This window comes from Lutibacter agarilyticus (assembly GCF_900188235.1).
Taxonomy (GTDB): Bacteria; Bacteroidota; Bacteroidia; order Flavobacteriales; family Flavobacteriaceae; genus Lutibacter; species Lutibacter agarilyticus.
In genome coordinates this window covers 111,219-131,951 of sequence record NZ_FZNT01000011.1, presented here as the reverse complement: position 1 = coordinate 131,951, position 20,733 = coordinate 111,219, and the positions used below count along the sequence as shown (strand labels likewise).

The 20,733-nt window shown below is 28.3% G+C and carries 22 protein-coding genes and 1 pseudogene; 21 read left to right on the top strand and 2 right to left on the bottom strand.

All coding sequences use genetic code 11. The features are described 5' to 3' along the window. Window positions 1–313 precede the first annotated feature (313 nt). The 6 genes from CHB67_RS16085 to CHB67_RS16060 all read left to right on the top strand — a co-directional run bounded on the left by CHB67_RS16085 (window position 314) and on the right by CHB67_RS16060 (window position 5,780). Window positions 314–1,186, top strand: coding sequence for an ABC transporter permease (locus CHB67_RS16085; protein ID WP_089382820.1), 873 nt, complete (start codon window positions 314–316; stop codon window positions 1,184–1,186). 341 nt (window positions 1,187–1,527) lie between these two features. Beyond that, window positions 1,528–1,875, top strand: a complete 348-nt coding sequence (locus CHB67_RS16080) for a four helix bundle protein (protein ID WP_089382819.1) — start codon at window positions 1,528–1,530, stop codon at window positions 1,873–1,875. Window positions 1,876–2,037: 162 nt separating this feature from the next. Next, the gene (locus CHB67_RS16075; RefSeq protein WP_089382818.1) at window positions 2,038–3,315 is read left to right on the top strand and encodes an ABC transporter ATP-binding protein; all 1,278 of its coding nucleotides are present in this window, start codon (window positions 2,038–2,040) and stop codon (window positions 3,313–3,315) included. 1 nt (window position 3,316) lies between these two features. Continuing rightward, the gene (locus CHB67_RS17430) at window positions 3,317–3,967 is read left to right on the top strand and encodes a CatB-related O-acetyltransferase (RefSeq protein ID WP_089382817.1); all 651 of its coding nucleotides are present in this window, start codon (window positions 3,317–3,319) and stop codon (window positions 3,965–3,967) included. Further along, entirely contained in the window at window positions 3,957–4,664 is a 708-nt protein-coding gene (locus CHB67_RS16065) for a class I SAM-dependent methyltransferase (protein ID WP_089382816.1), read from the top strand. Before CHB67_RS17430 ends, CHB67_RS16065 begins: the two co-directional genes overlap by 11 nt. 6 nt (window positions 4,665–4,670) lie before the next feature. Beyond that, window positions 4,671–5,780, top strand: coding sequence for a glycosyltransferase (locus CHB67_RS16060; RefSeq protein WP_089382815.1), 1,110 nt, complete (start codon window positions 4,671–4,673; stop codon window positions 5,778–5,780). A 47-nt stretch (window positions 5,781–5,827) separates the two neighbouring features. Here the strand turns inward: CHB67_RS16060 and CHB67_RS17265 are convergent, their stop codons facing one another. Continuing rightward, window positions 5,828–5,977, bottom strand: coding sequence for an HU family DNA-binding protein (locus CHB67_RS17265; protein WP_176461307.1), 150 nt, complete (start codon window positions 5,975–5,977; stop codon window positions 5,828–5,830). Window positions 5,978–6,209: 232 nt separating this feature from the next. Then, window positions 6,210–6,605: an HU family DNA-binding protein gene (locus CHB67_RS16050; protein ID WP_089382813.1), complete on the bottom strand. Its 396-nt coding sequence runs from the start codon at window positions 6,603–6,605 to the stop codon at window positions 6,210–6,212. Window positions 6,606–7,129: 524 nt separating this feature from the next. Here CHB67_RS16050 and CHB67_RS16045 point away from each other — a divergent pair. From CHB67_RS16045 to CHB67_RS15975, 15 genes and pseudogenes are all read left to right on the top strand, one after another. Further along, a complete protein-coding gene (locus CHB67_RS16045; RefSeq protein ID WP_089382812.1) occupies window positions 7,130–8,095 on the top strand; it encodes a glycosyltransferase family 2 protein in 966 nt (321 codons plus the stop codon). Then, complete coding sequence (locus tag CHB67_RS16040; RefSeq protein ID WP_141119738.1) at window positions 8,085–9,044, top strand: glycosyltransferase family 2 protein; 960 nt, start codon at window positions 8,085–8,087, stop codon at window positions 9,042–9,044. Before CHB67_RS16045 ends, CHB67_RS16040 begins: the two co-directional genes overlap by 11 nt. Before the next feature lie 76 nt (window positions 9,045–9,120). Next, window positions 9,121–10,314 (top strand): glycosyltransferase, encoded by a 1,194-nt coding sequence (locus CHB67_RS16035; protein WP_141119737.1) that lies wholly within the window; start codon window positions 9,121–9,123, stop codon window positions 10,312–10,314. Window positions 10,315–10,323: 9 nt separating this feature from the next. Beyond that, entirely contained in the window at window positions 10,324–11,250 is a 927-nt protein-coding gene (locus CHB67_RS16030; protein ID WP_089382809.1) for a glycosyltransferase, read from the top strand. Window positions 11,251–11,265: 15 nt separating this feature from the next. After that, on the top strand, window positions 11,266–12,096 hold the full coding sequence (locus tag CHB67_RS16025) for an O-fucosyltransferase family protein (protein WP_089382808.1): 831 nt from the start codon (window positions 11,266–11,268) through the stop codon (window positions 12,094–12,096). 47 nt (window positions 12,097–12,143) lie between these two features. Continuing rightward, window positions 12,144–12,299 (top strand): glycosyltransferase family 2 protein, encoded by a 156-nt coding sequence (locus CHB67_RS17490; RefSeq protein WP_089382807.1) that lies wholly within the window; start codon window positions 12,144–12,146, stop codon window positions 12,297–12,299. 8 nt (window positions 12,300–12,307) lie between these two features. Then, a pseudogene (locus CHB67_RS16015) lies at window positions 12,308–12,985 on the top strand (glycosyltransferase); the annotation flags it as partial. Then, window positions 12,978–13,958 carry a glycosyltransferase family 2 protein gene (locus tag CHB67_RS16010; protein WP_089382805.1) on the top strand — a complete coding sequence of 327 codons (981 nt, stop codon included), beginning with the start codon at window positions 12,978–12,980 and terminating at the stop codon, window positions 13,956–13,958. The pseudogene CHB67_RS16015 and the gene CHB67_RS16010, both read left to right, overlap by 8 nt. Then, window positions 13,958–14,935 carry a glycosyltransferase family A protein gene (locus CHB67_RS16005; RefSeq protein WP_089382804.1) on the top strand — a complete coding sequence of 326 codons (978 nt, stop codon included), beginning with the start codon at window positions 13,958–13,960 and terminating at the stop codon, window positions 14,933–14,935. Before CHB67_RS16010 ends, CHB67_RS16005 begins: the two co-directional genes overlap by 1 nt. Next, a complete protein-coding gene (locus tag CHB67_RS16000; RefSeq protein ID WP_089382803.1) occupies window positions 14,935–16,176 on the top strand; it encodes a glycosyltransferase family protein in 1,242 nt (413 codons plus the stop codon). The genes CHB67_RS16005 and CHB67_RS16000 overlap by 1 nt, the downstream gene beginning before the upstream one ends. A 3-nt stretch (window positions 16,177–16,179) precedes the next feature. Further along, complete coding sequence (locus CHB67_RS15995) at window positions 16,180–17,139, top strand: glycosyltransferase family 2 protein (protein ID WP_089382802.1); 960 nt, start codon at window positions 16,180–16,182, stop codon at window positions 17,137–17,139. Between the two features lie 92 nt (window positions 17,140–17,231). Further along, window positions 17,232–17,873, top strand: coding sequence for a class I SAM-dependent methyltransferase (locus CHB67_RS15990; protein WP_089382801.1), 642 nt, complete (start codon window positions 17,232–17,234; stop codon window positions 17,871–17,873). A 6-nt stretch (window positions 17,874–17,879) separates the two neighbouring features. Further along, the gene (locus CHB67_RS15985) at window positions 17,880–18,878 is read left to right on the top strand and encodes an N-acetylneuraminate synthase family protein (RefSeq protein WP_089382800.1); all 999 of its coding nucleotides are present in this window, start codon (window positions 17,880–17,882) and stop codon (window positions 18,876–18,878) included. 1 nt (window position 18,879) lies between these two features. Beyond that, window positions 18,880–20,037 (top strand): UDP-N-acetylglucosamine 2-epimerase, encoded by a 1,158-nt coding sequence (neuC, locus tag CHB67_RS15980; RefSeq protein WP_089382799.1) that lies wholly within the window; start codon window positions 18,880–18,882, stop codon window positions 20,035–20,037. Beyond that, window positions 20,037–20,732: an acylneuraminate cytidylyltransferase family protein gene (locus tag CHB67_RS15975; protein ID WP_089382798.1), complete on the top strand. Its 696-nt coding sequence runs from the start codon at window positions 20,037–20,039 to the stop codon at window positions 20,730–20,732. Before neuC ends, CHB67_RS15975 begins: the two co-directional genes overlap by 1 nt. The last annotated feature ends 1 nt before the right edge of the window (window position 20,733 follow it).

Below are 20,733 nucleotides of genomic sequence, written 5' to 3'. Positions count from 1 at the left end.
GACTAGATTTTTTTGGATACTTTTTTCATCAATGAACTGCGAAGTACATCACGAACACATAAAAAACAATTAAAAAAAGTGAGTAAAAAAAGTATCAGTTTAATGACAAGACACTTCACTTTGTTCAGTATGAAAGTTGATTACGAAAAGCCAATAGCCAATAGCGAACAGCCAACCGCCAACCGCCAACCGCCAACCGCCAACAACCAAATCACCCAAAACTAAATTTTTAAGTTCCTTTGTAAACACTTATATTTACCGCCGATAAATAGTATAGAAAAAATACTTCATATAAAAACTAGAATCCCACTGAATGCATAAAAGTAATGCACATACAAAAGACGAATGGTTGTTTGAAATCACTCCTAAAAACAGCTTACTTTCGTTAAATTTAAAAGAAGTTTGGCAATACCGTGATTTACTGTTTTTATTTGTAAAACGAGATATCGTAACGGTGTATAAACAAACCATACTAGGACCACTTTGGTACTTAATTCAGCCATTGTTTACCTCGGTGATATTTACCTTAATTTTTAACAATGTAGCTAATATTTCAACAGGTACAGTACCTCCATTTTTATTCAACTTGGCAGGGATTACCATTTGGAATTATTTTAAAGAATGTTTAAATGCTACCTCAAGCACGTTTACATCCAATGCAGGAATCTTTGGAAAAGTTTATTTTCCTCGTATGATTATGCCATTATCTGTGGTGATTTCTAACTTATTAAAGTTTAGTATACAGCTATTTATATTCGCCGCATTTTTTCTGTATTATTACCTAAATGGTGCTCCTATCAGCTTGAATAGCTATGTAGTGTTATTTCCATTAATGGTATTGATTATGGGGATGTTGGGCTTAGGTTTGGGAATGATTATTTCATCAATGGTTACTAAATATAGAGATTTAAAAATATTAATCGGATTCGGATTACAGTTACTAATGTATGTTTCAGCAGTAATGTATCCTGTTTCCTTTTTTATAGAAAAGCTACCCAATTATGCTTGGATTGTAAAATACAACCCGTTATCGTTTGTGATTGAATCAGTAAGGTATATGCTATTAAATACAGGAGAGTTTAATACCAGTATGTTTATATATACATTAATTAGTACGGTGGTTATTCTACTTTTAGGAATTATAATTTTTAATAAAGCTGAAAAGAATTTTATTGATACGGTGTAGGGGGGCTTCGCGGTGCTCAGCAGCGTGAGAAGTTAGAAGTTAGAAGGTTTGCTTCGCGGGCTCAGCAGTGTGAAGGGTGAAGGGTGAAGGGTGAGAAGTGAGAAGTGAGAAGTGAGAAGTGAGAAGTGAGAAGTTTTGCTTCGCGGGCTCAGCAGCGTGAAGAGTGAAGGGTGAAGAGTAAAGAGTTAGAAGTGAAGCGTGAAGGGTGAAGAGTGAAGAGTGAGGAGTGAAGGGTGAAGAGAACAGTTCACCGTTCACCAACAACCGTTCACTAACAAAACAACAGTTCACCGTTCACCAACAGCTGTTCACTAACAAAACAAAAATAAATTGCTAAAAAGATGGATCATAAAAATTTAGATGTTTGGAAAAAGAGTATTGATTTAGTAACTGAAGTTTACAAAATAACCAATACTTTTCCTAAAAATGAAATGTACGGAATTACAAGTCAAGTGAGAAGATCAGCTGTTTCAGTACCATCTAATATATCTGAAGGAGCAGGGAGAGATTCAACTAAAGAGTATGTTCGGTTTTTAAATATTTCTATAGGTTCATTAAGTGAATTAGAAACACAGATGATAATTGCACAACGTTTGAAATATATAAAAGATTCAACTATTTTTGATGAAATTATAAAAGTAAGAAAATTGTTGATTGGTTTGAAAAAGTATTTAGTAACCAAGATTTAATAAAATGAGTGAAGTTTTGCTTCGCGGGCTCAGTAGCGTGAAGGTGAAAAGTGAAGAGTGAAGAGTGAGAAGTGAAGAGAACAGTTCACCGTTCACTAGCAACCGTTCACTAACAAAACAACAGTTTACAAAAAAAATAACAGTTCACATTGAACGATTAAAATGAACGAAGTTATCCTAAAAATAGAAAACCTAAGCAAGCAATACCGACTAGGAACAGTAGGTACAGGTACTATAAGTCACGATTTAAACCGGTGGTGGCATACCGTACGCGGAAAAGAAGACCCATTTTTAAAAATAGGCGATGTAAACGACCGAAGTACCAAAGCAACTTCAGAGTATGTGTGGGCATTAAAAGATATTAATTTTGAAGTAAAAAAAGGTGAAGTACTTGGTATTATTGGAAAAAATGGAGCAGGGAAATCTACCTTATTAAAAATATTATCCAAGGTAACAGGGCCAACTACTGGAAGTATCAAGTCTAAAGGACGTATAGCTTCTTTATTGGAAGTAGGTACAGGTTTTCATCCTGAACTCACAGGTAGAGAAAATATCTACTTAAACGGTGCTATTTTGGGAATGACCAAAGCCGAAATAAATGCGAAGTTAGATGAAATTATTGAGTTCTCAGGTTGTGAACGTTATATAGATACCCCAACTAAAAGATATAGTAGTGGTATGACGGTACGTTTGGCATTTGCTGTAGCTGCTTTTTTAGAACCTGATATATTGGTAATTGATGAAGTATTAGCTGTAGGTGATGCCGAATTTCAAAAGAAAGCCATTGGTAAAATGCAAGACATCTCAAAAGGCGAAGGACGTACGGTGTTGTTTGTGAGTCATAATATGCAAGCTATAAGTGTTCTAACTAATAAGTGCATAGTCATGAATAATGGTGGAATATTTTTTGAAGGTAAAACTAACGATGCTATTACTAGATATTTATCTTTAGACAGCCATTTATCTGATAATATTTATAAAGCAATTCCATTACCAAATAAATCATCAATAACTAAGGTTAAATTAATTACTTCTTTACCAAATAATGTTCAAAGGAATAATGATTTATTTGAAATACATATACAAATATTTATGCCTTATCTTTTGGAAAAGCCTGCTGTAGCTATACAAGCAATAAATAGTAATGAAACTCCAATTTTGTATTGTTGGAATTTTGATGAACAGATATCTTTTGGAAAGAAATCAGGATATTATAATTTAATATGTAGAATACCGCAACTTAAACTATATATGGGGAAATATAATTTAACCGTTCATTATGCAGATAATAATGGCAAAAATAAATTAGAAACATTAAAAGATATTTGCCCATTTGAGGTGGTTATGTTTGGAGTGAAGCATCCATACAAGTGGGAATTAGGAACTTGCACATATATAGAAGATGCAGAATGGAATATAAATTATTCTAAAGAGTTTTAATATGAAATTATTTTATTTTTTTTTAAAAAAGATAGGTTTTAAGTTATCTAAAATCGATAAGTCAGAAGATTTGCCGATTTTAGAGCAAAAATATCGAATTGGTTCGAATGTGGAATTTTCTGAATCAGAGATTGGGGATTATTCTTATATATCACCTGATTCTAAATTTCATTCAACCAAAATTGGGAAATATTGTTCGATAGGTCCGAATGTTATTTGCGGATATGGAGAACATCCTATTAATTTTTTAAGTACAAGCCCACTTTTTTATTATGGAAAGAAAAAGTTTGATATAAAAATAACTTCAATTGACTATTTTGAACATCATAAAAAAGTTATTATAAAAAATGATGTTTGGATAGGAGCAAATGTATATATAAAAAATGGTATTACAATTGGTAATGGAGCTATCATTGGTGCTGGATCAGTAGTTGTAAATGATGTTGAAGATTATGCAGTTGTCGTGGGGGTTCCCGCGAAAGTTATTAAGTACCGTTTTGAAAAAGAGGATATTATAGAGTTGTTGAAGATTAAATGGTGGGATTTGAATATTGTAAATATTGATAAATTACATCATTTATTTGTAGATGATAATATAAAAAATGTTTTAATTAGATTGAAAAATGAAATTGAATTAAATAATGAAAACTGATCATTTTACTAATATTTCTTTTTCTAAAGAAAATCTAGATGTTTATTATATAAGAACAGCGATATTTAAAGCATTAAAAGAGGTATTACCAAAATTTAAAACAGATTTACTAGATATAGGCTGCGGAAAAATGCCTTATAAAAACTATATTTTAGATAATAGTGCCGTTGAAAACTATGTAGGTTTAGATATTGAAAATGCTTTGGAATATGATACTACTATAAAACCTGATTTTACTTGGGATGGTGTTACAATGCCTTTAGCAAATGAAAGTTTTAATTGTGCTTTTGGTACAGAAGTATTAGAACACTGTCCAAAACCTGAAATTGTTTTGAATGAAGTGTTTAGAGTGCTTAAACCAGGTGGTGTTTTCTTTTTTACAGTGCCTTTTTTATGGAATTTACACGAAGTTCCCTTTGATGAGTATAGATATACACCTTATGCTTTGGAACGTCATTTAAAAAATAGCGGATTTAAAAATATAGATATTAAAGCAACTGGTGGTTGGCACGCTGCTATGGCACAAATGTTAGGGTTATGGGTAATGAGAAGTCCGTTAGGGGCTAAGAAAAGAAAATGGCTAACATATATTATTAAACCTATTATGAAATACTTAATTAAAAAGGATAAAAAAAGTAATTTAGCATTTAGAGAAGGACTTATGATTACGGGACTTTCAGGTACTGCAACAAAATAATTTTAAATGAAGAATGCAAGAATTGCCCTAATATCACCAAGTCAAAATGCTTATTCTGAAACTTTTATACAAGCACAGAAAAAGTATTTAAAAGGGAATGTTTTTTATTATTTTGGAGGTGCTATTCCAACTCAACTTGAAGGAGGTACGATAAGATTACCTTTATTTAGCCGTATTTTTTTTAAAATTCAAAAGAAATTTAAGCTAACCCACTTAAGCTTTAAAGAATATGCTTTAGCAAAATCGTTTCAACAACAAAACATAACAGTTGTATTAGCACAGTATGGAACTACGGCACATCAATTAATACGTGTATGTAAATTATTAAATATCCCATTAATTACACATTTTCATGGCTATGACGCCTCAACGTTTAGTGTATTACAATACCATAAAAATTATAAAGATGTGTTTGGTTACAGTAGTTATGTGGTAGCTGTGTCAAAAAAAATGGAAGAAAAGTTGTTAAGTTTGGGTTGTCAAAAAGATAAGTTGGTATATAATACTTATGGTCCTCAACCTGAATTTTTAGAAGTTCAACCTACCTACGCTAAAAAACAATTCATTGCTATTGGTCGTTTTACAAATAAAAAAGCACCTTATTATACGATATTGGCATTTAAAAAAGCTTTGGAAAAACATCCTGATGCACAGTTACTGATGGCTGGTGATGGCGTTTTGTTTGATACATGTAAAAATTTAATTAAGTATTACAATTTAGAAAATAATATAAAATTACTAGGAGTTATTAGTCCTTCAGCGTTTAGAGCCTATTTATCGGAATCAATTGCTTTTGTACAGCATTCTATAACACCTTTGACGGGAGATATGGAGGGTACTCCATTAGCTGTATTGGAATCTAGCGCAGCAGGATTGCCTGTGATTTCAACGAAGCACGCTGGTATTCCAGATGTAATTATTGACAATGAAACCGGATTTTTAGTTGATGAACACGATGTAACCGGAATGGCCTTAAAAATGATTCAAATTTTAGATGCCCCTCAATTGGCAGTGAAAATGGGAGCAAAAGGAAAATTACACATCAAATCTAATTTTTCATTAGAACATTATTTGAATGGTTTGGAAGAAATAATTGCTGAAGCTGTAAAAAAGTAAAAGTAGTAGTTTCAAACGAAATGTTCTTTTATCGATACCTTCTTAAACTATAAATCTATCAACATTTCTTTAAATGCTATTCCAGGATGGTAATTTACTTTTGCCTTGGTAATTTTTTGAGCCATTACTTCTTTCGGTGTATCAGTACCTTCAGAACTGATTCCTACTTGAAAATTTCCAACACCTTTCAAACGCATACATTTTTTTAAAATATAGGTATAAAATACGTTTACCATTTGAACCTAAAAACCCTTGAAAATTAGGGTTTTGCGGATTTTTTATTAACTTTTGTTAACAAACTTTTACAAAATATATTAAATAATATTTGGTGATAAACATACTGTTGCTGTAAATTTGACTAAAATTATTAAATAAAAAAACTCCGAGTGCGTAAACACTCAGAGTTTTTTAGCAAGCTAAGCTCAAAATCTATGCGGATTGATTTTGGGCTTTTTTGTATTCTAAATGTTTTAACATTTTACGAATACCAACACCAGGTGTAAAATTGATTTTAGCTTTTTTAATCGCCGTAAAATCAACTTCTTCCTCGGTATCTCTACCTTCCGATTGCAGTCCAATTTTGTAGGTACCTAATTGCCCTAAACGAACATTTCTGCCACGTTCAAGCTCTCTAACCACAAAGGTTTCAAGACCCATTAAAACTGCAAAGCAATCTGTTTTACTCATTGATGAATTAAAAGCAACTAATTCTGCTAACTCATCTAAATCTGTTATGCTGGCCTTAGCAGCCTTTGCATAAAACTTTCTTGGTGCAGTGATGTCTTGCGGATTCACCATTTGCACCGTTTTAAATTTGATACTCATTGTATTAAATTTTAAAAATTATTAAATAAAATCATACACTCTGTATGACATATCAAAAATAATTAGTTTTTAAACCTAAATAGTCTTTTACTTAAATTAGTAATTAACATTTTTATGTTGAAAAGTTATTTAATGAATTGACTTTTAGCGAATTTGTGTATTTTTACGGCCGAATAGTATCATTTTTTGATGCATCATTAATTTATAAAATGAATTGTATGCGCATACAAATTCAAAACTATGCGCATACAACACCTACATGCATGCGCATCTAACATAAATTGTATGCGCATGTATTTTAAACCTTATAGGCATTAAAAAAATGAACTAAAATTCTTGATTTTTTGGTTTTTGAGATGGAAATTCGTGCTTAATTTTGTTTTTTTGAAAAAAAAGGTTATGCGCTATGTTGAAATCAAGTAGTTTTTTTAGTAAGACAATTAGTGTTGTTTAAAATCTACACCATTTCATTTTTAGATTCAATTAGAATCCCTATTTTTACCCATAATCTGAGTTTTTACAGTATGACAGCAACCCCTTTAGTATCCATTATCATTCCCACCTATAACCGAGCACATTTAATAGGTGAAACATTGGATAGTGTATTGGCGCAAACCTATACTAACTGGGAGTGTATTGTAGTTGATGATGGAAGTACTGATAATACGGAGGAAGTGTTGAAAAAATATTGTGACAAGGAGGAACGAATAAAATATCATCATAGACCAATTAACCGACCAAAAGGAGCCAATTCATGTCGAAATTATGGCTTTGAGTTGAGTAAAGGGGAGTATGTGAATTGGTTTGATAGTGATGATTTGATGATGAGAGATTTTATAAGGATAAAATTAGAAGCGTTTTCTAATGAAATTAATTTAGTAATTTGTTCAGGATTTATAGTTAATGAATTCTTGAAAAATAAAAAAGTATTTGAATTAAAGGAAAATCCAGATTTATTTAAAGACTATGTATTATGGAAGTTTCAAGCTATTACAGATTCAGTAATATTTAGAAGATCATTTTTAATAAATAAGAATTTATTTTTAAATAAAATTAAAAGGGGTCAAGAGACAGAGTTTTTTTCGAGGTTGTTTTTTAAACTTAGTGAAAAATCTTATAAAATCATTAATATACCGTTGTTTTTGTATAGACAGCATCAAGATACAAAAACAGCAAAAAATCAAGAATATATAAAGTCATATAAAGAATCTCAAGCTTTTATAGCTGTTGAAAATTTAAAAAAAAGTATTCAATTGAAAGATAAATTATTAATTAATAGTTGTTTTAAGTTACTGATTTTTTATTTTTTTAGAGGTATTGAAAATAGACATTATAACAATTCTAGATTCATTTTGAATAAGCTTATTTTGCTATTATTTAAATCAAACAAAAGGTTGAGCATTGAATTATTAAGTTTAGGAAATTTTTTGTTATTGATTAACAAGAATAGTTATAGAATTGAAAAACGTTTTAGAAATTATGAGTTTTGAAAAAGTAAAACCACTAGTATCTATAATTATTCCAACATACAATAGAGCTCATTTAATTGGTGAAACACTCGATAGTATAATAGAACAAACATATACGAATTGGGAGTGTATTGTGGTAGATGATGGAAGTACAGACATTACGGAAGAACTTTTAAAAGAGTATTGTAATAAAGATAGCCGTTTTCAATATTACAATAGACCAAATGAAAAAGTAAAAGGCCCAAGTTCATCTAGAAATTATGGATTTGAGCAAACTAAAGGGGAGTATATAAATTGGTTTGATGATGATGATTTGATGGCTCCAAATGCTATCAAAGACAGAATTGATTTATTTGAAGCCGATACCGATGTAGTTATATGTAAATTACAGTATTATAATTTTTTAGAAGATAAAATAATTGATGAAACCAATATAATTTCATATAAACCAATAGAAGATTATTTAATTGGGGATGTAACATATTTTGTGTCAGGACCAATTTGGAAAAGAAGTTTTTTAGAGCAACAAAATTATTTATTTGATGAAACTATTTCAAATTTAGATGATTGGGATTTTAATTTACGCATGTTATATGTTCATCCTAATTTGAAACTACTAAATTTAGGTTTAATTAAATATAGAATTCATGATGATTCTTTAACAAGGCAATTAATAAAAGAAAATTTTGAAGAAATGTCATCGGAATGTAAAGCTAGGCTCAAGCATTTAAAATTATTATTATTTAAAAGAAATATTAATTTAAAGAATTACTATAAGTTTGTAAGTGCTAGAAGTAAAAATTATTTGTTAAGAGCACTCCTTTCAAAAAATGATAAAAAGTATTATATATTTATAACGCTTTTAGTGTTTCAATTAATGTCTTATGATTTTATTGGTATATTTAGAGCTAGTTTGGGTTTTACTAGTTATTCAATAATTAATAAAGGTTATATTTTTTTTAAAGGATAACAAACGGTTATATTGTTTATATATAATTTGTTAAAAACAATAGAATTATTCGTTAAAATTGGGTTTTACTAAAATTATGGAAGTTAAAAAAAATATTTTATTCATATGTTGGTCAATAAATATAGAAAAAGGTATTGGAACTTTTTTTTGGGAACAAGCAGTGCTTTTAAAAGATAAATATAACGTAAGATTATGTGTTTTTAATAGGAATGTAATAGGAAGGAAAGAATACTATAAAAAACACCATTTTGGGAATAATAAAATAACTTTTTCAAAAGAATTTACACCCAATAATATTGAATTAATTACTTTCCAATACAGAGTTGTCGAAAAATTTTCAAAATCTAGAAACCTAGAACTTTATAATAATTTTGTAACAAATTCCTTCAGTGAGTTTTATAGTGATATAGACATAATTCATGCTCAATGTGTTTTTAATGCAGGTATTGAAGCTTTTTTTATATATAATAAATTTAAAATACCTTATGTAATTACAGAACATAATCAATTTAGTTTAAGACATAAAAGTCTCGAAGAGCAAAACTTAATCTATAAAGTTTTAGAAAATAGTAAGGAAATTTTGGTTGTTAGTAATGATAAATCTAGACAATTTATTGCAAATGGATTTTTTTATAGTTTTAAAAATGTAGGTAATTTAGTTAATTCAACGCTATTTAATACAAATGTGAGTATAAAAAAAAGTAGAGTGTTTAGATTAATTACAATAGGGGCATATCACCCGATAAAAAATCAAAAATTTATACTTGATGCTTTAAAAATAGTAGATAAAAAGATTACGTGTAAAATTATATTTACTTGGATAGGTTTTTCTGGATGGGGAACTGATAAAAAAAAGAATGTAGAAGAATTAATTAGTAATTATAATTTAAAAAATATAATTATTGAATTGGAACCAAGTTTAAATAGAAAACAGGTTTCGAATAAACTGAAACAAGCAGACCTTTTTTTATTTAGTAGTTTAAGTGAAGGTATGCCTGTTTCTGTTCTTGAAGCATTAGCATGTGGAGTTCCTGTTTGTTCTACTAATTTTGGTGGGGTTGATGAAATAATTAATAGTAATAATGGATTAATTGTTCAAATAATGGATTATGAATCTATGGCGAATTATACTGTGAAAGTAATTAATAAAGAAATTGAAATTGATAAAGGTAAAATTTCTGAAGAGATTTTAAGAAAGTTTGGCGAAAGTCCTTTTAAGGAGAGAATTATGAATATATATAGTAATTTAATAGATACAAATTTAAATTAAGGTAATTTAATGACAGTTACGGTTTGCATGATTAATTATAATCAAGAAAATTTTATACAAGAAGCTATTGAAAGTGTTTTAATGCAAGAATGCGATTTTAGTCTTGAGCTATTAATTTCAGATGATTGTTCAACCGATAATTCAAGAGGAATTATAAATTATATAATAAAAAATCATCCAAAAGGAAATTTAATAACATTTATTGAAAGAGAAGAAAACTTGGGTTTGACTTCAAATATGTTAAAAACTTTAAAACTTTGTAAAGGAGAGTATATCGCAATTTGTGATAGTGATGATTTTTGGAGAGATAAATTTAAATTACAGAAAGAAATTGAGTTTTTAAATAATAATAAGGATTTTGTAGTAAGTTTTCATGATGTTAATTTATTTGATAAAAATAGCAAAAAGATAAATCGAAACTATATTTTAGAAGCAGTTAAAAGAGATTATAATAGTATTGAATTAGTATGTGGTGCTTTTTTAATGCCTGTAACTATGTGTTTTAGAAATGTAATTAAAGAAATACCAAATGAAATATATAAAGTAGTAAATTGGGATTTGTTTTTAACTAGTTTGTTGGGAGAGTTTGGTAAGGCAAAATTTATGAAAAATATTTCTCCTGCAGGATATAGATTGCATCAAAACAATAATAGTGGTACACTTACTGAAATAAATAAGGACTATCAGAGAAAAGTTGTGTTTTATCAATTATTAAGATACTATTATAGAAAAAAAAACAAAGAGGTTTCACTAGTTTTTTATACAAAATATAGGCAAACTATGTTGAGGTTAATCAAAAACAAAATTAGTTGTATCTCTTATTTTGATTCAATAAAACTATATTTTCATTTTATGTTAAAAAGTTTTAAATATAGTTATTGGAAAGAATCAGTTTATCTTACAGTCGATGTAATAAAATTTATAAAAAATAAATAAAGGCATTAAATTTATATGATAATATTAGAACCAAAAGGAGGGTTAGCAAACCGAATGAGAGTTATTGCTTCGGGGTTATGGTTGAGTAATAAAACTCATAAGGATGTTAAATTAGTTTGGAATTTGAAAGATGAATTAAATTGCGATTTTTATGAGTTATTTAAACCTATCGATTCTTTAAGTTATGTAGAAGCTAAAAAGAAAAAATATTATTATGTAGAAGCAACAAATCAACAAAAATTAAATAAAAAAATTAAAGCTTGGTTTGTAAATAAATTAATTAATATAGATTACTGCATTAAAGAAAAAGATTTTGAAAATTTAATTTGGAACAATAAAATAGATATTCTTAGTATTTCAAAAAAACATAAAAATATTTATTTTCAAACTTGTCAAGAATTTGGTGAAAATTTTGATGAATTTTTAAGATTTAAGCCAACATTAGAAATCCAGGATATAATTAATTCACAGACAAAAAGTTTTAATAAATATATAATTGGTATTCACATAAGAAGAAGTGATAATATGCGATCAATTGAAAAAAGTCCTTTAGAACTATTTATTGAGAAGATAAAAGTAGAATTGAAAAAGAATATTGAATCAAATTTTTTTTTGGCAACAGATGATGTAAACACTGAAATTGAACTTAAAAAAATATTTAAAGGCAAAATTATAACTTACAATAAAGAACTAAGTAGAAATACTCAGAAAGGAATAAAAGACGCTGTTGTGGACCTATATTGTTTGTCCAAAACTAAATATATTTATGGTTCTTATTGGAGTTCATTTTCTGATATTGCTGCAAGAATTGGGCAAATAAAAGTATTTACATTGGAGAAAAAATAAATTAATCAGAAATTGATAATAATCATATAAAATTTAATTTTTAATAAATGAATCAAAACATTTTAATATCTGTTGTTGTACCTTGTTATAATACTTATAACTATATAGAACAGTGCATTGATTCTGTAAAAAATCAATCTTATAAAAACATAGAATTAATTGTTGTAGATGATGGCTCAAATTTAGAAACAAAAAAAAACTAAAGGCGTTTTCTTCTAAAATAGATGTGTTAATTCATCAAGAAAATAAAGGACAGAGTTCTGCTAGAAATATTGGGGTACAAAATGCTACAGGAGCATTTATATTAGTCTTGGACAGTGATGATTATTTTGAACCTACATTTTGTCAAAAGGCTATAGAAATTTTTCAAGTAGATAAAAACGTGAAAATCATAACAAGTAAGTCCAATATTATTAATAAAAAAGGAGATGTTGTAGATTCATTTAACCCTAAAGGAGGAGACATATCAAAAATGATATTAAATAATACAGCAATGGGGAGTTGCATGTTTAAAAAAGTAGATTTTAGAAAAGTTGGTGGGTATGATGAGGGTATGAGAAGAGGCTTTGAAGATTGGGAGTTTTACATTCGATTGTTGTCAAATGGAGGAGAAGTAGTTGTTATTCAAGAATTGCTATTTAACTACAGGAAAGGAATTGAATCAACCACAACAAGAGCAAATAAAGTTAAATATGATCTATTAAAATATATCTATAATAAAAATGAAAAGGTATTTCAGCGGTATTTTAATGATTTTACTAGCTTTTTACTTTCTAGAATAGAAAGAGAAGAGAATGAAAAATTAAAGATGTATACCAGAATTGAATATAAAATTGGTTTATTTATATTATCGCCATTTAGGTTTTTAAAAAAGTTACTTCATGGTTAGTTTTCCTTTAATAACAGTTGTATTAACAACGTATAACAGATCTCATTTAATAGGAGAAACTTTAGACTCTATTATTGGGCAAACATATGAAAACTGGAAATGCATAATTATAGATGATAATTCTAAAGATAATACTAAAGAAGTTGTTTTAAATTATTTAGAAAAAGATAATAGATTTCAGTACTATCTTAAAGGAAATAAATACGTAAAAGGGTTGTCAGCTTCCCGTAATATGGGGATGGATTTAATTGAATCATTAAAATTAAATACTAAGTATATACAATTTTTTGATGACGATGATATTATGCATCCTCAGAAATTTGAAATTCAAGTAAAAGAATTTACTAAATATAAGAAACTAGATGCTTCTTTTTTTATAGGTAAAAGTTTCTATAATAATGATTTTAATTATAATATAGAGTATTATTCTTCAGTTGATTCTACTTTAGTAAATGACATAGCAAAATATTTTTTCATAAAAAAATATTTTTTCACTGCACAAGTTTTATTAATTAGATATAACACAATAATAGATAAAAGGTTTAATGAAGAACTTTTTTATGCTGAAGAATGGGAGTTTTTTAATAAGTTGTTTTTTTTAAAAAAGGTGAATATTTCTTTTATTGAAAACACTCCTTTGTTTTATCATCGTAAACACAATTTATCAATTACATCTAATCTATATAATGATGCAAATAATATTGTATTAAAATCCCTAAAAAAAAGCTTTAGAAATGTCTATAAACTGATTAAAGAGGTTGGAAGATTAAATGATTCAGAAATATTCTATAAGCTATTGACTCATGCTATTTATCATGATGGTAGTATGTTGGAAGATCTAAGAAATGATTTGAAATTAGGAACTTTACAAAATAAGTATAAAGAAAGAGGGGTTGTTTTTTTATTGAAGAATATTTCGTTTAATAAAAAAATAATATCTAGGTTAATAGGAGCAGTTTTAATAAAGATATAATGAGAACCGGGGTAAATCCAGAAAAGTTTAAAGAAAACAAGATCTTCTATTTAAAACATAGAATTATTATTCCTGTATATATTCCAAATTTGGAAGAAGATTACTATAAGAATTCTTATAAGGTTTTTAAATGTCATATAGAGTCATTATTAAAAACAATAGATTTAAAAACTACAGGAATAACAATTATAAATAATAATTGTTGTAATATTATTTCAGAATACATAGAAGGCTTATTAAAAGAAAATAAAATTCAAAAAATAACTAAATATTCAGAAAACAAAGGGAAGGTGTATACGATAGTGTCTGAAATAAAATCTTCTTACGAAGAGTATATTACAATTACAGATGCGGATGTGTTTTTTATGAATAATTGGTTGTCTAAAAGTATAGAAATTTTTAATAATTTTCCAAATGCTGCTTTTGTAACTCCTTTACCATGTCCAGCGAATTACAAATATTTAAATAGACCTTTGCTCGTTAATGAAATATTTAATTTAAAAATAGACAACATTGTAAACTTAAGTAGTTTTGATTTGTTTGAAGATGGAGTAAACCCTAAAGAAGGATATTTTGAAGGGAAAACATGGAGTTGGAAATCTAAACAATATATGTTAGAAAATAAAAATATTCAAGCCTGTGTAGGTGCTTCTCATTTTGTTTTTACAATTAAAAAATCGTATTTAAAAACAGTAGAATTAAATGGGCCAACCTACGTGTTTAAAAATGGAGATGAAAAAATATATTTAGAGCGATTTATTGAAGAAAACGGAGGTTATAGGCTTTCAACTACAGAAACTTATGCTTATCACATGGGGAATTCTATAGAAAATTGGGTTAAAGAATATAAACATGAGGAAGAGAAAACGAATATTGTATTCTCTGAGAAGCATATAAAAAATAGATTCAGAAAGGTTAAATTTTTTAGAACAAGGATCTTGTTTAAATTGATAGGGGATAAAATGTATAAAAATTAATGAAAAAAATTCTAATCATATCAGAGTCTATAGATGTAGAAGATAGTAGTGCTTCTAAAGTAAATATTGCATTAATTCAAAACCTTAAGAAGTTAGAGTATCAAATAACGGTCTTACATTATACTAGAAAAAACATTCAATTAGGAAATGGAATTGAATGTGTTGCTATACCCGAAATAAAACTTTCACTAAATTATTTATTAAGTAGAACACAAAGAATTTTTCAAAGGGTAACCAAAACAAATATATCTAAACGATTAGAAAATATATTTGGACATTCTTTTACTTTTTTTAATGATTCTAAGAGTATATCTAATGCTGTAAAAAAATATTATGTTGATGAGCAGTTAGTTATCACTCTAAGTAAGGGGGCAAGTTTTAGATCTCATCATGCTATCTTAAGTGTATCAAAATTGCATAATATATGGTTGGCTTATGTACACGACCCATATCCTTTTCATTATTATCCAAGACCTTATGATTGGTTAGAAGCGGGTGCTAAATTCAAAGAAAACTTTTTTAGAGAAGTATCCGGGAAAGCAGAGTATAGTGGTTTTCCTAGTCAATTATTAAAAGAATGGATGGGAAGTTATTTCCCGGATTTTTTAAAAACTGGAGTTATTATACCGCATCAAAGTATAAATATAAAATGTGAACAAATAGAGTTGCCACCTTTTTTTGATAAAAATAAATTTAATATACTTCATGCAGGTAATTTAATGAATACAAGACCTATTGGAGGTCTTATAGAAGGATTTAAAAATTTTGTTGCAGAAAACCCAGAATGTAAAGAAGAGGTTCAATTAAATTTAATAGGTGATAGTAGTTATTTTAAAAAAGAAATAGATGAAGCAATTAAATTAGGCTTGCCAATATACAGTAGCAAGGGCTATATACCATTTCATATAACAAATACAATACAACAAAATACAGAGGTATCTTTAATTATAGAATCGGATGCTAGTATAAGTCCTTTTTTACCTGGAAAATTTCCGTATTGTGTTGTTGTTAATAAGCCTATTGTTCAATTAGGACCTGAAATTAGCGAAGTTAAAAGATTGTTAGGTGATGAATATCCTTATACTGCAAACGTAAATGATTCCGTTAAAATTGAAGAAATTTTTTCAAAGCTTTATTGGTTGTGGAAAAAAAAAGGTGTATTAAGTTTGAATAGAAAAGATTTAGAAGAATACGTTGGTATTCAATTTTTAGAATCTCAATTAAAAAAAATCTTATCATAAGTTATGTGTACTGCGTTTGTATCTATTATAATTCCAACATTTAACAGGTGTGAGTTTTTAAGAGACACTTTAAAGAGTGTTGAAAAACAAATACACACCAATTGGGAGTGTATTGTGGTAGATGATGGTAGTAATGACAATACAGAAAAAATTGTTAATGTTTTTTCAATAAAAGATACTAGATTTAAATTTTTTAGGAGACCATTATATTTAAATAAAGGTGCAAATTCTTGTAGGAATTATGGGTATGAAAAATCTTTAGGTGAATATATAAACTGGTTTGATGATGACGATATAATGCTTCCTAATTTTATTAAAGATAAATTAGATTCGATTGTTAACGATAAACAAAATATGATTATTGCTTCAGGGTATAGTGCAAATGAATATTTAAAATGTAAAAAAGAAATAAGTATTAAAGAGTCTGAAAACTCATTATACAAAAACTATGTTTTAGAAGGTGTAAAGATTTTAACCCCATCAGTTTTATTTAGAAAAGAATTTTTAGACAAACATGATTTGTTTTTAGATGTAATCAAAAAAGGGCAAGAGTTTGAGTTATTTTCTAGATTATTTTTTAAGATTGATAAACATGAGTATAAAATTATTCAATCATATGGTTTTTTATACAGAGGTCATTTGCAATCAACGAGTAGTAAAGCCAAATTTTATAGAAAAGATTTCCAAGAATCGTCATCTTATATTGTAAAAGGAAATTTGGTCAGGGCTATTAATTTAAATGATAGTGAATTAATTCAAAGTTCATACAGAATGTTACTAAACCTATACCGTAAGGCTTTAATAAATGAGCATAATTATAATATTATATATATTGAAAAAGTTTTTCAATTAAATCTTATCAAGCGAAAAATAATAATTATGTCATGTTTAAAATTAATTAAATTTTTTAGGATACAATCTTTTAGATGGGATAAAGTTTTAAATAAAATAAGAGTTCATTAATTCATGGATAATAGTCTTTTACAGACTGAACAAAGAAATTGTTAGTGATATAAGTTGTATAAATCTTATGCCTAATTAATAAAAAATCAAAAATGAAATTAAATTATTATATACGTAGAGTAGACTTTGCAGAAGCAATGATGGATAAATATTTAAAAAAACTGCCAAATAAAGTAATTAGTGATATAGGTTCTGGGTGGGGTAATATGAAAAACAGCATAGTTTCAAGAGGTTTTGAATGGCAGCCTTTTGATTATATTCGTAAAATTGAAGAAGCTCAAATATGGGACTTAAATGAGTCAGCACCAACTTCTTCAAAAAAAGCAGGTGGTGTAATATTTTTAGAAGTATTAGAGCATTTAGCAAATCCATTATTAGGTTTAACTAATATTTATAAAAGTATGGAAAAAGGCGGTGTGTTAATCCTTACAACACCTAACCCACAATCAAGTAAAAACACATTAAACCTATTTTTAAAAGGCACGCTTTACACTTTTCAAGAAAAACACCTTCTAGAGCATCATGTTTTTACCCCTTGGGAACATATTGTTAGATTTTATTTAGAAAATCTTGGTTTTGAAATTAAAGAATATGCAATAGTAGATATTCAATATAAATCTATTCAACCAAAATCATTTAAAGAAAGAGTTAAAAGACAAATTGAGAATTATATTGAAAAACGAAATCCTAAAGCACTAGGAATGAGTTATGGAATAGTAGCTGTTAAAAAATAAAAATAAATGGATATTATAGCAGAAATAGCGCAAGCACACGATGGAAGTTTAGGGATGGCACATGCTTATATAGATGCGGTTGCTAAAACAGGTTGTGATGCCATCAAGTTTCAAACTCATATTGCTGAAGCAGAAAGTAGTATTCATGAACCTTTTAGAGTCAAGTTTTCTAAGCAGGATACTACAAGAATGGATTATTGGAAACGTATGGAGTTTACGTTGGAACAATGGAAAGAAATCAAACAGCATTGTGATGAGGTAGGTTTAGAGTTTATGAGTTCTCCTTTTAGTAATGCAGCCGTAGACTTATTAGAGGAAGTTGGTGTAAAAAAATATAAAGTAGGTTCAGGTGAGGTAAATAACTTTGTGTTATTAGAAAGAATATCACAAACAAGAAAGCCAGTAATTATATCATCAGGGATGAGTTCTTTTGATGAATTAGACAAAACAGTTTCTTTTTTAAAAGATAGAGGAGTAGATTACTCTATTTTACAATGTACAACAGCATACCCAACTCAACCAGAACAATTTGGATTAAATGTAATTAAGGAATTAAAACAGAAGTATAATGTTCCTGTTGGTTTTTCAGATCATTCATCTTCTATAGAAGCTTGTATAGCAGCTACTGTATTGGGAGCAGAAATTTTGGAGTTTCATGTAGTTTTTGATAAGGAAATGTTCGGCCCAGATGCCAAGGCATCTTTAACAATGAACGAAACTACTCAATTGGTAAAAGCAGTGAAAAACATTGTTAGAGCGTTACAAAACCCAGTAAATAAGTCAGACAATACGGGGTTTAGTGATTTGAAGTCAATATTTGAAAAATCATTAACAATCAATAAAATTTTAAAAAAAGGAGATATTATTAGTTTTTCTGATTTAGATACCAAAAAGCCTAAAGGATTTGGTATCTTGGCTAGTGAATATGAAAAAGTGATTGGTAAAAAAATAAAAAGAGATTTGTCTCAATGGAATTTTTTAAATGATGAGGATTTAATTGAATAATATGTCGATAAAAAAAATATGTGTTGTGGTTACAGCACGTCCTTCTTATAGTAGAATAAAAACAGCTTTAATTGCTATAAAAAATCACCCGAAATTAGAATTACAGTTGGTAATTGCAGGTTCTGCATTGTTGGGGCGTTATGGGAATGCAGTAGAATTTATTGAAAAAGATGGTTTTACCATTTCTGAAAAAGTTTTTATGGTGTTGGAGGGAGAGAATCCAACTTCAATGGCAAAAACCACAGGTTTAGGGGTTATGGAATTGGCAAATGTATTTTATCGTTTACAACCAGATGCAGTAGTTACTATTGCGGATAGGTTTGAAACTATAGCAACTAGTATTGCAGCATCTTATCAAAATATTCCTTTAATTCATATTCAAGGAGGAGAGGTCACTGGAAATATAGATGAAAAAGTAAGGCATGCTAATACAAAATTAGCAGACCTTCATTTGGTTGCTTCAGAAGATGCTAAACAAAGAGTCTTAAAAATGGGTGAAAACCCAGAAATGGTTTTTAATACTGGTTGTCCATCTATAGATTTGGCAGATGAAATTAAAAACAATCCAACATTAGATTTTGATCCTATTCAAAAATATGGAGGTGTAGGATCTAATATAGAGTGGGAAAAAGGATATATAGTAGTAATGCAACACCCTGTAACGACAGAGTATGAATCTGCAAGGAAAGATGTAGAAGAAACATTAAAAGCTGTTCATCATTTAAATATTCCTACTTTTTGGTTTTGGCCAAATGTAGATGCTGGTTCAGACGGAACATCGGGAGCAATAAGATCTTTTAGAGAAAATCACAAACCACAAAATATTCATTTTTTTAAGAATATGGAACCTAATGATTTCTTAAAATTATTAGTTAATAGTAAGTGTTTAATAGGGAATTCTAGTGTAGGAATTCGTGAATGTTCTTATTTAGGAGTACCAGTTGTAAATATAGGAACTCGTCAAAATAGAAGAGAAAGAGCTAATAATGTATTAGATACTATTTATGATAAAAATGAAATTATAAAGAGCATTAAGAATAGAATTATTGCCAATGATATTGTCTCTGAAAATATTTATGGAGATGGAGCATCAGGACAAAGAATAGCGAATATTCTTGCTGAAACTGAGTTGACATTTCATAAAACAATTGTGTATTAATGAAAATTTTAGGAATTATACCCGCCAGAGGAGGTTCTAAAGGAGTTCCTAGAAAAAACATAAAACTACTAGAAGGAAAACCTTTACTTCAATATACATCAGAAATTGGTTTAGCGAGTAGTTTTATTGATACTTTAGTTTTGAGTAGTGATGATGAAGAGATTATGGAGGTAGCAAAAAGTTTAGGCATTCAAGTGCCTTTTAGAAGACCCTCTAATTTAGCTATAGATACAGCTCCGACATTACCAGTGATTCAGCATGCTTTAAAATATTACAAAAGTATAGGTGTTGATTTTGATGCTGTTTGTTTGTTACAAGTAACAAGTCCTTTTAGAACGATTGAATTTTTAAATAAAGCGATAGAGAAATTTATAAATGCTGGTACAGATAGTTTGGTTTCTGTTCAGGAAGTTCCTCATGAATTCAATCCTCATTGGGTTTTTGAACAAGATGATTTGGGAAATTTAAAAATAGCTACAGGAGAGGAACAAATTATCTCTAGGAGGCAAGATTTACCTAAAGCCTATCATAGAGACGGAAGTATATATTTAACAAAAACATCTGTTATTTTGGAAAAAGATTCATTATTTGGTAAATCATTATCTTATATAGAATCTCCCAAAGATTGGTATGTAAATATAGATACTTTAGAGGATTGGAAAAAGGCAGAAATATTGGTAAAAAATATTTTTTAGA

What these genes read in the sequence shown, in the direction of transcription:
- CHB67_RS15990 (WP_089382801.1), top strand. Translation starts at nt 17,232, where the DNA reads ATGAAATTAAATTATTATATACGTAGAGTAGACTTTGCAGAAGCAATG.
- CHB67_RS15985 (WP_089382800.1), top strand. Translation starts at nt 17,880, where the DNA reads ATGGATATTATAGCAGAAATAGCGCAAGCACACGATGGAAGTTTAGGG.
- CHB67_RS16040 (WP_141119738.1), top strand. Translation starts at nt 8,085, where the DNA reads ATGAGTTTTGAAAAAGTAAAACCACTAGTATCTATAATTATTCCAACA.
- CHB67_RS16030 (WP_089382809.1), top strand. Translation starts at nt 10,324, where the DNA reads ATGACAGTTACGGTTTGCATGATTAATTATAATCAAGAAAATTTTATA.
- CHB67_RS15995 (WP_089382802.1), top strand. Translation starts at nt 16,180, where the DNA reads ATGTGTACTGCGTTTGTATCTATTATAATTCCAACATTTAACAGGTGT.
- CHB67_RS16045 (WP_089382812.1), top strand. Translation starts at nt 7,130, where the DNA reads ATGACAGCAACCCCTTTAGTATCCATTATCATTCCCACCTATAACCGA.
- CHB67_RS17490 (WP_089382807.1), top strand. Translation starts at nt 12,144, where the DNA reads ATGAATCAAAACATTTTAATATCTGTTGTTGTACCTTGTTATAATACT.
- CHB67_RS16065 (WP_089382816.1), top strand. Translation starts at nt 3,957, where the DNA reads ATGAAAACTGATCATTTTACTAATATTTCTTTTTCTAAAGAAAATCTA.
- CHB67_RS16010 (WP_089382805.1), top strand. Translation starts at nt 12,978, where the DNA reads ATGGTTAGTTTTCCTTTAATAACAGTTGTATTAACAACGTATAACAGA.
- CHB67_RS17265 (WP_176461307.1), bottom strand. Translation starts at nt 5,977, where the DNA reads ATGCGTTTGAAAGGTGTTGGAAATTTTCAAGTAGGAATCAGTTCTGAA.
- CHB67_RS16025 (WP_089382808.1), top strand. Translation starts at nt 11,266, where the DNA reads ATGATAATATTAGAACCAAAAGGAGGGTTAGCAAACCGAATGAGAGTT.
- CHB67_RS16060 (WP_089382815.1), top strand. Translation starts at nt 4,671, where the DNA reads ATGAAGAATGCAAGAATTGCCCTAATATCACCAAGTCAAAATGCTTAT.
- CHB67_RS17430 (WP_089382817.1), top strand. Translation starts at nt 3,317, where the DNA reads ATGAAATTATTTTATTTTTTTTTAAAAAAGATAGGTTTTAAGTTATCT.
- CHB67_RS16085 (WP_089382820.1), top strand. Translation starts at nt 314, where the DNA reads ATGCATAAAAGTAATGCACATACAAAAGACGAATGGTTGTTTGAAATC.
- CHB67_RS16050 (WP_089382813.1), bottom strand. Translation starts at nt 6,605, where the DNA reads ATGAGTATCAAATTTAAAACGGTGCAAATGGTGAATCCGCAAGACATC.
- CHB67_RS15975 (WP_089382798.1), top strand. Translation starts at nt 20,037, where the DNA reads ATGAAAATTTTAGGAATTATACCCGCCAGAGGAGGTTCTAAAGGAGTT.
- CHB67_RS16005 (WP_089382804.1), top strand. Translation starts at nt 13,958, where the DNA reads ATGAGAACCGGGGTAAATCCAGAAAAGTTTAAAGAAAACAAGATCTTC.
- neuC (WP_089382799.1), top strand. Translation starts at nt 18,880, where the DNA reads ATGTCGATAAAAAAAATATGTGTTGTGGTTACAGCACGTCCTTCTTAT.
- CHB67_RS16075 (WP_089382818.1), top strand. Translation starts at nt 2,038, where the DNA reads ATGAACGAAGTTATCCTAAAAATAGAAAACCTAAGCAAGCAATACCGA.
- CHB67_RS16000 (WP_089382803.1), top strand. Translation starts at nt 14,935, where the DNA reads ATGAAAAAAATTCTAATCATATCAGAGTCTATAGATGTAGAAGATAGT.
- CHB67_RS16035 (WP_141119737.1), top strand. Translation starts at nt 9,121, where the DNA reads ATGGAAGTTAAAAAAAATATTTTATTCATATGTTGGTCAATAAATATA.
- CHB67_RS16080 (WP_089382819.1), top strand. Translation starts at nt 1,528, where the DNA reads ATGGATCATAAAAATTTAGATGTTTGGAAAAAGAGTATTGATTTAGTA.